This window comes from Marinomonas arctica (assembly GCF_003259225.1).
Taxonomy (GTDB): Bacteria; Pseudomonadota; Gammaproteobacteria; order Pseudomonadales; family Marinomonadaceae; genus Marinomonas; species Marinomonas arctica.
Genome location: NZ_QHJF01000031.1, coordinates 61,616 through 74,188 on the forward strand (window position 1 = coordinate 61,616; position 12,573 = coordinate 74,188).

9 protein-coding genes are annotated in these 12,573 nt (G+C 47.0%); 4 read left to right on the forward strand and 5 right to left on the reverse strand.

Features of this window, described 5'->3' with window-relative positions:
* Positions 1-120 precede the first annotated feature (120 nt).
* The 4 genes from DK187_RS17330 to DK187_RS17345 form a co-directional block, all read right to left on the reverse strand.
* Positions 121-2,343 carry a YjbH domain-containing protein gene (locus DK187_RS17330; RefSeq protein WP_111608592.1) on the reverse strand — a complete coding sequence of 741 codons (2,223 nt, stop codon included), beginning with the start codon at positions 2,341-2,343 and terminating at the stop codon, positions 121-123.
* The gene (locus DK187_RS17335; RefSeq protein WP_111608593.1) at positions 2,343-3,197 is read right to left on the reverse strand and encodes a capsule biosynthesis GfcC family protein; all 855 of its coding nucleotides are present in this window, start codon (positions 3,195-3,197) and stop codon (positions 2,343-2,345) included. Before DK187_RS17335 ends, DK187_RS17330 begins: the two co-directional genes overlap by 1 nt.
* A complete protein-coding gene (locus DK187_RS17340; protein WP_162623549.1) occupies positions 3,194-3,877 on the reverse strand; it encodes a YjbF family lipoprotein in 684 nt (227 codons plus the stop codon). The genes DK187_RS17335 and DK187_RS17340 overlap by 4 nt, the downstream gene beginning before the upstream one ends.
* Positions 3,878-4,024: 147 nt before the next feature.
* Positions 4,025-4,393, reverse strand: coding sequence for a hypothetical protein (locus DK187_RS17345; RefSeq protein ID WP_111608595.1), 369 nt, complete (start codon positions 4,391-4,393; stop codon positions 4,025-4,027).
* 448 nt (positions 4,394-4,841) lie between these two features.
* Here DK187_RS17345 and DK187_RS17350 point away from each other — a divergent pair, with 448 nt between their 5' ends.
* The 4 genes from DK187_RS17350 (at position 4,842) to DK187_RS17365 (ending at position 11,791) form a co-directional block, all read left to right on the forward strand.
* Positions 4,842-6,179 carry a capsule assembly Wzi family protein gene (locus DK187_RS17350; RefSeq protein WP_111608596.1) on the forward strand — a complete coding sequence of 446 codons (1,338 nt, stop codon included), beginning with the start codon at positions 4,842-4,844 and terminating at the stop codon, positions 6,177-6,179.
* A gap of 77 nt (positions 6,180-6,256) precedes the next feature.
* Positions 6,257-8,875, forward strand: a complete 2,619-nt coding sequence (locus tag DK187_RS17355; RefSeq protein WP_111608597.1) for an SLBB domain-containing protein — start codon at positions 6,257-6,259, stop codon at positions 8,873-8,875.
* Between the two features lie 94 nt (positions 8,876-8,969).
* Positions 8,970-9,914, forward strand: a complete 945-nt coding sequence (locus tag DK187_RS17360; RefSeq protein WP_111608598.1) for a Wzz/FepE/Etk N-terminal domain-containing protein — start codon at positions 8,970-8,972, stop codon at positions 9,912-9,914.
* Between the two features lie 902 nt (positions 9,915-10,816).
* Positions 10,817-11,791, forward strand: coding sequence for an RpnC/YadD family protein (locus tag DK187_RS17365; protein WP_111608599.1), 975 nt, complete (start codon positions 10,817-10,819; stop codon positions 11,789-11,791).
* A 144-nt stretch (positions 11,792-11,935) separates the two neighbouring features.
* On the opposite strand, the gene DK187_RS17370 is transcribed toward DK187_RS17365, so the two are convergent.
* On the reverse strand, positions 11,936-12,415 hold the full coding sequence (locus tag DK187_RS17370; protein WP_111608600.1) for an REP-associated tyrosine transposase: 480 nt from the start codon (positions 12,413-12,415) through the stop codon (positions 11,936-11,938).
* Positions 12,416-12,573 lie beyond the last annotated feature (158 nt).

The window sequence follows — 12,573 nt, forward strand, 5'->3', positions numbered from 1 at the left end:
ATCAATTCAGTGATAAAATCATACGGTTATTAGCTAAGGCTACTTTCAATATTCGTTGTTTTTCAGCCGAAAGGCGCCATCTTTGATAGATACACCTTGTCGGCCAAAAAACGACCCGCATTAGTTCTGTGCAGGCCGTTGGTACCAAGGGGATACCATGTCGGTTATACCAAATAAGCTGTTGCGTTTGCCTAGCATTTGGCCACCATCACGGGTGAGCGGTTGCCATGCAAAGTTGCCACGGCTGGTGGTGGGTTTAAGTGAGACGGTGTCAAAGGGAATGGAGAAATAAAAGCCTTTGGTAAAGCTGCCTTCGCCAAATTCCTCTGCGGACATATTCGTTCGGCTGGCGTACGCGCCGACAATCATGCCGCTGTCAAATTGCTTAGAAAAGTCAAAGCGAGCGCCAACGTCTGCCGCTAAGAACTTGCCCACGTCCAAACGAAACAGGGTGTTTTCTAAGAATGACCATTCAGGTTGATAGTAAAGAGACAAATGCCCTGTGGTGCCTCTGGCGAGTACTTTAGTATTGTCACCAAAGGCATTTTCATCAGAAAAAACACCAAATACCGAGTCTGGATCGCGTTGCGCAATAGCATTGACATCCACACCAATCGCCCAATTAGAATCGGCTTGACGATACAACACTTCGCTACCCACACCAGCAAACATGGTTTCTAAATAGCCACCGTACACTTGTTGGTACCAGTTTTGTCCGTAGCGATTAAACCAAGTCAGCTGTAGATTATTCAAATACGCATCATTATCGCGTACATAAGATCGTACAAGAGTACGCACACGGTAATTAGACGTACCATCGCTTGGTATATCAAAGTTGAGTTGGTCGTAGTTATCGACCAAATTAATGGCAACAGAGCTAGATAACTCTAGATGGCGATTCAGCCAGTAAGACGCGCCACCAGTCATGCTCAGGCTGTAGATATAAAAGTTTTCAGGGCCACCAAAAGACTGGCTTAGATACGGTGTCACGCCATAGTTTAGTCGCTCGAAATCCTCGTACAAAGGTTCAGAATCGATCTCTTCAGGCGGTAATTCAATAATGGCGTCTTTAATGGAGGGATTAAAATAGTCGACCGTCGCCACATCGAGATAATCTCTGGCTGAAATCTCAGTGGATTTGACAGGAATATTTTTTGACTCTTCAATGATCTTGTAAGCGCCCACATTCGTGGGCACATGGTTCGCGATTACCGCTGCAGCGCGTTCGATCGCCACATCACGATCACGGTATTTGCTTTGTTGGGTGACAAACGTCACCGTGTTACCTTGTTGATACACACGATCGGTTTTATACCCTGCCACATCATTTAATTCTTGGTCGAGGGCTGGCCAGTCAACGACACTAAGCGTAGCGGCTTGGTCGCTGCCTAAAGCGGGAGCCTCGTTGTCTATCCATGGGCTTTTCATGGAATTAAAGTTGGTGGTCAGGGTAAAACCAAGTGCCACAGTGGTGCCGCGTTCATAACTTAAACGCAGATCAAAGCCATCACTTACCTCATAAACTGCGCCAAAGTTCCACGGTGTTTTGGGTGTCATGTCTACACGGCCACGAGTAACTGGAAAGTCTTGGCTGTAGTCGTTGCCATCGTATTCTAATTTTAGGCGCAATGGCTCGTAAGGGGTCTGATATTCGATACCGCCAAACAAAGAGGCGCTGCCAGTAAACCAGCGATCGTAATCGATAGAGCCACCATTGTCAGCATAGCCTGAAATACGTTCACAGAAACGGTCAGCTGCACGACACAGAGGGTTACTAATATTGCCCCGTTCACCCAGATACCCCCAGCCTAGGCCGAGAGTGACATCAAACTGACCGTAGTTTTCCGTGGAAAAACGTTTCGTCGCGGCCATAAATTCGCCGTCGAACAAGCCTGTTCCGCCAAGATCGCGCAAACCAACGGATACCTCGGGTAGCCATTGGTTTTCCTTCAGTAGCCGGATTTTGGCATCGATGCCTTTGTCGGCGTATTTGGTGTCGCCACTGAAGCTCTCGCTGTCGCTATAAAGTACATCTTGAACTTGAGTGTAACGAATGGTGGTTTCTAACCAGGGCATCAGTTGCAACGACACGGTGTAAAATGTGTATTCACTGTTATCGTTGTAACCAAAACTGAAGGCCCCATCTTCTGCCATACGGCCAGACGGCATTTGTATTAAACCCACACCGCCCAGATCGGTTTGGGAGGGTGTCAGTTGTGGACCTTGAAAGGGCAAAGCAAAATAGACATCGTCTTCCACCTGACTGTCAGCATACAGGGCGCTGCTCAACAAAAAACCAGAGCAGGCAAGAAAGGGAGTCACAGGGAAACGTTTAAATGACATTATAGCTCCAAACGAAAAGCAAGCAGATGGGCGATATTGGCATTCAAATCGCGGTATTCATAAGGGAGGTTTTGCAGCCCAATAAACACAATGGCACCAGGGCTAAGAAAATGTAAGGTGTTTTTCCAGGCCAAGTTGTCAACCTGATACACAACTCGATCTGCCTGAATAATCCACGCCGAATCATGGCGAGCTTGTTTTGTTATCTGGCTTAATTTGGCTAAATAGTCTCTTAGGTCAGCGTTTTCTTGCAGCGCCATGGTCACGCTATGATCCAAGGCTGGGTCAAATACCTTGATATGAGTAGGGCGCTTGGACAACGACAGCCAGTAATCTTGTTTAATGAGCGGGTTGAGCTTAGACGAAACACGAACGCTTGTTAGATCTGTGGCAATCGGTTCATGATAAACCAATGGCAGCGAATCGAGCTGCTTAGCGAGCTGCATCGCTTGTGGTGTATTCAGCTGCGTTAACTGACGCATAATCACGCGCTTTTGGGTATCTATCATGGTTTGTTTATGTGGATCAATCAAACCAGTGCCTAGCGCATATATTTCTTCATTAGACTGAGCATAGGCATCACTCAACACTTGTGAAAAACGCACATCTTGTGGATAAGACAGCGTGATTTGGCTGGGCAACAGGGTAATCCGAGTGGTGAACGTGTTGGCGGCTTCCGCGACGACTTGACGGCTGGATAACGCCGTTACCAATAAAACACAGCAAAATAGCATGGTTCGCAGCAGGCTGTTACGAGTAAACCATAGGCTTGTATTGATAGTCTGTAAGTGTGTGTTGAAAGCCTGTTCGTTGGTATTAACAGACAGACGGTTTGCTTTGAACAGTGACATCATGATTGAGCATCCTTAGTCTGCATTTTGGTGACGCTGGAACGAGGCGGCACAAAGGGCTTCACCATCAACATTTCTACTTTGTCCATGTTAGGCCCTAAATATTGGATGCTTTTGATCACAAAAGGGTCTGCTGTCTCTGTCGCCGGCGTAAGCCAGAAAAGATTATTAAATGACGCGTCTAGAGTGTTAAATACCACCGTTTCTTGGATTTGCTCCGCTTCTTGGCGCCATAAATCGGTGATGACCGTGTCCATACCAAGAGAACGTGATGTGACTTGGGCGGTAAAACCGTATCGATAGCCTGGAGACCAATCGTATCGGGCTTGCCACGAGGTAGTACTGGCAAGTTTAGGGGAAGGCGTCGCAACCGTCGAACTGGGAGAAGCTACAGACGATGGTGCAATGGATGAAGTAATCGCCATCAGAGTGTCTAAATTATCCGTCGTAAAGCCCGTGGTATGAAGGATACGCCCGTTCTCGGTGACGATACTAGCAGCGTCTTGGGTTAACCAGGTAAGTCGGTAAGTATTCGTTAGAGGGTCGTGGTCAACAAAGGTCAGAATCAAAAGCAGAGGCCGCGCATCGTTTACGGTTACTAGCGTGCTGGCATAGGGCAGTGATGAAATATATTGCGGAGTAATGGCATTGTCTAAGTCAATGACGGCCTTAGCAGAATCCATCACGCTTTTGAAATGGCTAGAACAACCGCTTAAAGCCAATAGTGAAAGAAAAAAAGCGAAACGGGAAGAATAAAAAAAAGAGCGCATGTCATGGCCATGAAAATATAAAAAACCACCCAATGAGAACATTAGGTGGTTTAGGGGAGATTAATTGGTATTAGTAGTCGTACCAACAGCTGGGGCAGTCGTTGGGTTGCTGTCTGTCGTTGACGCAACCGCTGCACTCACAGCCACGGCTGCCGCAGCCGCAGCTGCAGCTGCCAAACCACCTACTGCTGCTGACGTCGCTGCACCAACACCTGCTGCTGCGCCCGCGCCCGCACCTGCTGCACCAGCTCCTGCGCCCGCACCAGCTCCTGCGCCCGCACCACCAGCTCCTGCGCCCGCACCACCAGCGCCTGTTCCAACACCACCAGTGCCTGCTCCAGCACCACCAGTACCAGAGCCAGCTGCTTCACCATATGCTTGGCTAGCTAGGCCAAGTGCTACGATTGTAGCCAAAGTTACAAGTTTCATAATATTTCCTTAAGGTTTAAACATCGATGTTTGAAGAATACACTTCAACAACGATTTTAGATCAAGCGTTGTGACAATGTAAGCACCATAAACCTATTTTTTTGTTAATTTTTTAGCCAATTTGGTGTGTTTTTCGCCTGCGAAGGACACAATATTGAAATATTTTTCTGCTAACAAAAGGACAATCTGATTACATGCGGTTCAAAGCAGCAACAGACTTTGTGAAAACATTGAGTAAAAGCAGCTTTATTTCTGTGGCCTTTTGTTACATCATGTGCAGTATTCAAGCAAAGGTAAAACAGACAAATTTTATCGATAAATCAGAAAAATAGAACAGGGTGTTGTGCTGATCGAATTGAGTTTTTTCTACCACGACAACAAACCAGATTATACGATTAAGGTGAGTTAATAGCCCCATGTTATTAATCAAAAGGAATGTGAGCCATTAATGCCCTTGCTTAACACAAATAGCTTGATGCGACGCCTTACTTCAGGCAGCAATATTCTAACGCCAATGGGCAAAACGCTGTTCGTGACACTTATTGGCGGTGCGCCATTTATAGTTATAGCCTCGCCATGGCTAGAAGCAAACGATGCATTTTTACGCTCCTCTTTGCTGTTGTTGTCTGACTCTGGCCAGCTTGCTTCCCCAGTGAATCATTATCCAATGCGCTGGTCTATGTTCGCAGACGATCTAACCTACATCAGCGCCTCAGATTACGAATTATCCGTCGCCAACCGTGAATTAACCTATGCCCTAAACAGCGCCAAGCTCAATCGCGGTAACCGCCTTTTTAAAATACTAAATGCCTCGAATGCTGTTTCCCCTAATGGCTTTGGGCAATTCAATGAAGACGAAAAAGGCCTGTACAGCAGTTTTGAATACCTGAGTAACAGTTATTCGTATCGTTTGTCTGCCGCCTACAGTGAGTACCAAGACGATACAGAGATTAATTGGAACGACAGCTACTTAGCTTTTAATGCCGGGGCGTGGTTATGGACCATAGGTAATCTCGATCGCTGGTGGGGACAAGGTTGGCAGCACAACTTGATTTTGGGGTCTTACGCCAAAGCCGCGCCAGACATGAGTGTCGGCTACATAGGCCAAAACAGCGTGCTAGGGGTATGGAGCATTGAAACCTTGCTGGCCCAACCCAGTAAGTCTAAAGTGGATTACCACAGCGCCACACGCATGGTGGCCAAGCCCTTTAAATATCTTGAATACGGGGTGACGTATCAAACCTGGTTCAACGATTTACTCTCTAATAACCGCTCAGTTAATAACGATGAACAGCTCGCTGTGGACGCCAAATTAACACTGCCTTCGTTGGCGCGTTTTTACCACAGTGTCTACGCAGAAGCCGCTTCTACCGCGGATATCACTGAACAAGGGGCGTTGTTATTAGGCTGGACAGGCGCTTTTCCACTTGGGGAAAGCACCATGCGCATTGTTTTAGAAAAGCAAGAATCAACCAACGCACACGACAGCACCCCATGGGCAACGGGGCGGTATCCGTCCATGACCGCTGGCGTGGCAAATACCACCTACTTACTAGACAGTAGCTCGTCGGTGGCGGTGTATTTACAATTAAGTAACGATCATAATGTGGGGGTGAGCTATCAAAAATCCACACAAAATGACGAAAGAACGAACCTAAGCCAACTGACTTACCGTTTTCCTGCCTTGGCTGGTATGGTGCACTTAGGGGCCAGTTACGAAAAAAGCGAAGGCGCCAGCAGCGACAACCAAACCACGATTTGGTCTGGATATGAATTTCGCTTCTAAGTCCAGTATAACAAAATGGCAAAATAGTAGATTAACAAACGGATAACCACTTTCATTTATAAACATAGACCGACACGATGCGATTAAATAAACGATTGATAGCCACATTCATGATGATACTGACGGGCAATGCACTGGCGCTGACCCCGACCGCGGCGCAAATTAACCAGTTTAAAAATTTGCCCAAGGCCCAGCAGGAGGCCCTTGCCCGCCAATATGGCGTCGATCTTGGCTCAATGACGGGCAACAGTGGCACGTCGACAACGGTAGAACAAGCACCAGTACTTGAGCCTATCAGCACTCCATTACTTCAGTCTAAGCCACAGCCTAGTACAGAAGAAAACAAATCCAACGGCACGCCATGGTTTGGTTACGATGTGCTGAGTGGCGGCAACATGGACTTTACGGTGGTGGATAATTTGCCCGTGCCATTGGATTACCAAATGGGGCCTGGTGATACCATCAATCTGCAAATGTTTGGCAAAACCAGTCAAAACGTGTTCTTGCAAATAGACCGAGACGGAACCATCAATCTGCCTGAACTAGGGCCTCTTGCGGTGTCGGGGCAGACCTTCGAGCAGCTGAGAAATCAAGTGGCTGAGGTTATTAAGCAAAAAATGATTGGTGTCGACGTGTCTGTGACCATGGGCGCCATGGGCGCCATGCGCACCATGCAAGTCTACATTGTCGGTGAAGTGAATAATCCGGGCGCCTACAACGTCAATGGCTTAACTACTATTACTCAAGCTTTGGTTGCCAGTGGCGGTATCAAAGAAAGCGGCAGCTTGCGTCACATACAGCTAAAGCGCCAAGGCAAGGTTGTTGCTGATTTTGACTTGTATGACTTGTTGTTAAAGGGCGATACCGCCAAAGACATTAGACTGTCTTCCGGAGACACGCTTTTTATTCCTGTGCGTAACAACAGTGTGACCATTACCGGACAAATTGCACGTCCTGCGGTGTATGAATACAAAGGCAAAACTACCATTACGGAATTGCTCGGCATAGCTGGCGGCGCAAAACCGCAAGCTTACCTGTCGCAAGTCAGTGTACGCCGCACCAATGGGGAGGGCGTACAGCAATATACACTGGATCTATCCACCGCCTACGGGCGTTTATTTGCCATCGAAAACGGCGATGAAATTCGTCTAGATGCCGTGGTGAGCTCATTGAAAAACGCCATTGCCGTGCGTGGTGAAGTGGCCCGTCAAGGAGCACTTAATTTTACCCCAGGTATGCGCGTCAGTGACGCCATTGGCTCCATTGAGGAAGGCTTAAAATCCAGTTCCGATCTAAACTACGCGCTGCTAGTGCGCGAAATAAATCAAAACCGCGACATAGAAGTCTATCAAATTAGCCTGTTAGACGCCTTAACCGAGCCGAGTTCAAGGGATAACCTTGTGCTAAAAGAAAAAGACCAGCTTTTCGTTTTTGATAATGGTCTGGCACAAGAGTATTGGTTTGGCTCGTACGCCAACGCCAAAGCCAAAGGCGCTCAAGGCGGCATGTCAAAAGAACGCGAAGCCATAGACACGCAAACAGGCGCCGTGGTTATAAAAAGAGAAGCCACGGAACTAAACTTGGCTGATGTTAACACCATATCCGATGCCGCTGAGCAACGCAAAGCCAGCCGTGAAACCTTGCTTGAACCCATTATTGACCGTCTAAAAGAACAGGCTAGTTTCGGTGTCCCTGCACAGTTGATCGAAGTGTCTGGTGCCGTGAAATTTCCTGGTATTTATCCGTTAGCGAAAAATACCAAAATAGGCTCTTTGTTGGCCGCCGCTGGTGGGTTGTCAGAAAACGCGTATCTAATGTCAGCAGAGCTGTCACGTCGTTCGATACAACAGGGCACCGCTAGCATAGACCGAGTGAACTTTTCTCTGAAAGACGCCATTAGTGGCAAATACCCGGTACAACTGCAGCCTATGGACAACCTGATTGTGAAAACACAGCCCGGTTGGCAAGAGGGCATGGTGGTAGAGTTGCAAGGAGAATTTATCTTCCCAGGTCGCTATACCTTCCAGCGTGGTGAAACGTTAAAAGACGTGATTGAGCGTGCTGGTGGCTTTACTGAATTTGCTTATACAGACGGCGCCGTGTTAAGTCGTGAACGCCTCAAGCGCCAAGAAGCAGAAAGGCTAAAATACATTAACGCCCAGCTAAAACAAGAAATCAGCAATATGTCTTTGCGTCGTCAGGGCTCAACGTCCACGACCGATCCAGCCCAAGCCATCGCCATTGTGGAACAGTTGGAAAACGTTGAACCAGTTGGGCGCTTGGTCATAGATCTAGACAAAGCCATAACAGGCAACAAGCAAGCCAATCTCATGTTGGAAAAAGGTGACAAGTTGTTTGTACCCGCCTTGAACCCCGTAGTCAGCATAGTTGGAGAAGTGCAATTTGCGTCTCACCATACGTTTGACCCGAAACTGACCGTAGACGACTACATTGTCTCTGCAGGGGGCACAAAACGTCAGGCGGATACCGACCGTGTGTACATAGTCAAAGCCAATGGCTCGGTGGAAATGCCCAATAATTCGTTTTGGTTTAGTCGTAATTACCAGCCCCTTGAACCGGGTGACACCATCATAGTGCCAATTAACACAGACTACCTAGATGGTTTAAGTACCTTGTCCACCGCCACGCAAATTCTCTATCAAATTGGCGTAGCGTGGAGCGCGGTAAAAGACTAAATAACCACACACAAAAAGGGTAGAAGACGGTTTTTTTTGACGCTTCTGCCGTTTTTATTTTTTGCCAAAAATCGACGTTAGACGTAAAACCATAATGAATAATCAAAACCTAACACCGCAATATATACAACACCACGACGATGAAATAGACCTCAAAGAGTTGTTTCTCGCCCTCTGGCGAGGTAAATGGATTATCATACTTATCACCTTCGCCTTTGCCGGAGGGGGTGTTTTATATGCGTTATCTCAACCCAACACCTACAAAGCAGAAGCCATACTGGCCTCGGCCAGCGATAGTAAATCTGGCGGGTTGGCTGCCATGGCGTCACAGTTTGGCGGGCTTGCCTCTCTAGCTGGCATCAGCTTAGGTGGTGGTGGCACAGACAGCAAAGCCATGGCCCTAGCCACCTTGCAATCGCGTCAATTTCTCAATGCCTTTGTCAATAAATACGACCTACTTGTGCCTCTCATGGCGGGTGAAAAATGGAACCCAGCGCAAGATAAACTCCTCATTAATCCAGAAATGTACGATGAACAGCAACAGCAATGGGTAAGAGAAGTGGAGCCGGGTAAAACAGCTCAGCCAACCGACTGGGACGCTTATAAAGAATTTAAAAAAATACTGGGAGTATCAGAAAGCAAAGATTCAGGGTTGGTGACACTCTCTATTACACACCTCTCTCCCACTATAGCCAAACAGTGGATAGATTGGCTTGTTGTCGACCTGAACGCTTGGATAAAAGACAAATCCTTGGACGAGACTCGCCGTAATATTCAATACCTAGAAGACCAAATCGAAAAAACCAACATCACCGATATGAAATCCGTCTTCTATCAACTGATAGAAGAGCAAACCAAAAACCTCATGCTCGCGGAAGTACAAGACGAGTTTGCCTTTAAAATCATCGACCCCGCCGTCGTGCCCGAAGAAAAAGTCGGCCCCAAACGTGCCCTCATCTGCGTACTCGCCGTATTACTCGGCGGCATGCTCGGCATGGCAATCGTACTCATCCGCTACGCCTTCGCCAAAAAAGACTAACACAACCCGTAGGTCAGATGAGACGAGGTACGAGGCGTAATCTGACGATGAAAAAACGGCACATTACACTTCGTTCATGATGCCCTACAAAAAAACCACCACCCCGTAGGTCAGATAAGACAAGGCACGAGGCGTAATCTGACGATGAAAAAACGGCACATTACACTTCGTTCATGATGCCCACGAAAACACAATACAAACCAACCACCCGTAGGTCAGATAAGACGAGGCACGAGGCGTAATCTGACGATGAAAAAACGGCACATTACACTCCGTTCATGATGCCCTACAAAAAAACCCCCACCCCGTAGGTCAGATAAGACAAGGCACGAGGCGTAATCTGACGATGAAAAAACGGCACCTTACACTTCGTTCATGATGCCCTACAAAAAAACCACCACCCCGTAGGTCAGATAAGACGAGGCACGAGGCGTAATCTGACGATGAAAAAACGGCACATTACGCTGCGCTCATGATGCCCTACAAAAAAACAACCAACCCGTAGGTCAGATAAGACGAGGCACGAGGCGTGATCCCACATTCCCAACCAACATCATTAACCGGCACATTACACTTCGCTCATGATGCCCTATGAAAACACAACATCATCAAACGACACATTACGCTCCGCTCATGATGCCCTACAAAAAAACAACCACCCCGTAGGTCAGATAAGACAAGGCACGAGGCGTAATCTGACGATGAAAAAACGGCATATTACACTTCGTTCATGATGCCCTACAAAAAAACAACCAACCCGTAGGTCAGATGAGACGAGGCACGAGGCGCTTTACTTGAAAACCAAAGCGGCGTTGGTATTTTTGTGGCATTTATGTAGTATTAAAACGGTAATACACAGCAGTCTCAGGATGAGGTTGGCATTAATAGAAGAGGGATTTTAAATGAATACAAGATCAGTGGATGATCATGATAGCCCGTGGAAAGAGGCATTAGAGCAGCGTTTTCCAGAGTTTTTAGCCTTGCTGTTTCCTGATGTTTACGAACAGGTGGACTGGAGCCAAGGGCGGGAGTTTTTGGATAAAGAGCTCCAGCAGGTTGTTCAGGATGCCGAGCTGGGGCGACGTTATGCCGATAAGCTGGTTAAGGTTTTTGCACAGGATGGCACAGAAACATGGGTGTTGATTCATGTAGAAGTGCAGGGCGAAGCAGAGCGGGATTTTGCTGAACGCATGTATGTGTATCACTATAGACTGTTTGATCGGTATCAGATGGATGTGGTTAGTCTAGGTGTGCTTGCCGATAGCAATCGAAACTTTCGGCCCAATAGCTATCATTGGAAGCGCTGGGGCTGTGAGGTAGACTTTCGTTTTCCCCGTGTAAAACTGCTGGATTGGCAAGATCACTGGGCACAGTTAGAACGCAGTGACAATGTATTTGCGTTGGTCGTGATGGCGCAACTTCGTGCCAAAAGCAGTAAAAGAGCCGAAGAACGGCAAGCGTGGAAGTTTCAGCTTGTGCAATTAATGTACGAGCGGGGCTATGAACGTGATGTTATATTAGAATTGTTCCGGGTTATTGATTGGATGATCCGTTTGCCTGATGTTTTGGAGCGCCAGTTCCTAGAATCGGTATATCAACTAGAGGAGTCTAAAAAAATGCCTTACGTCACCAGTGCAGAGCGTTTTGGAATTGAGAAAGGAATGCAGCAGGGAATGCAGCAGGGAATGCAACAAGGAATGCAACAAGGTATGCAGCAGGGGGAAGCGGCTATAATGCTGCGACTGATGGCACGCAAATACGGTGTTGACGTAGTGGCGGCATACCGTGAGCGGATTGAAAAAGCCGATGCTGAAACCCTACTGGAATGGTCAGAACGACTCCTCTTCGCCGAGAAAATAGAAGACATTTTTCATTGATATTTGTCACTGTCCCTTCCCCTTGTGTCTTTGAAGGGGAAGCCTAGGATGGTTGCCCTATCCCTTATTCCTTCCACCCCGTAGGTCAGATGAGACGAGGCACGAGGCGTAATCTGACGGTTGCGTACATTACACTTACTTGCTCTAAAATACCCCGTTCCAATGAATATCAAACAATCCCAATTTAACATCACGATGAAAACTCGAATACGGCCAATCACGTGTTGATAAAACATAACCATGTTTAACGGGGTTGAAATAACAATAATGAATATGGCTTCTCAAATCCTTATCGGACTTAATTTCATGCTCCCAAAAACGACCTTGCCAAACACTTTCCTTGAAATGCGTTCTTTCTTTTAACTTTTTGGTGAACAACATCTTTATTAATTGCCATCGGCGAGAAAAATCATTATCTCCTTTTGGTAATCGCCAAATGGCATGGATATGATCGGGCAAAACCACCCAGGCAATAATTCCAAATGGCCGTTTTGATTTGACATGACGGACACACTCACGCAAAAGATCAATATGATCAATCAGTACAGAAGAGTGACGATCCTTCAATGTCACAGTAAAGAAAAACATACCACCAAAACGCTTACTTCTAATGTATCTAGGCATCCATGCCCTCCCAAGAAATATCTTACACCACCACCCCGTAGGTCAGATGAGACGAGGTACGAGGCGTAATCTGACATTCATAATCAACATTATCAATCGGCACATTACACTTCGTTCATGATGCCCTACGAAAACACAACATCGTCAAACGGCACATT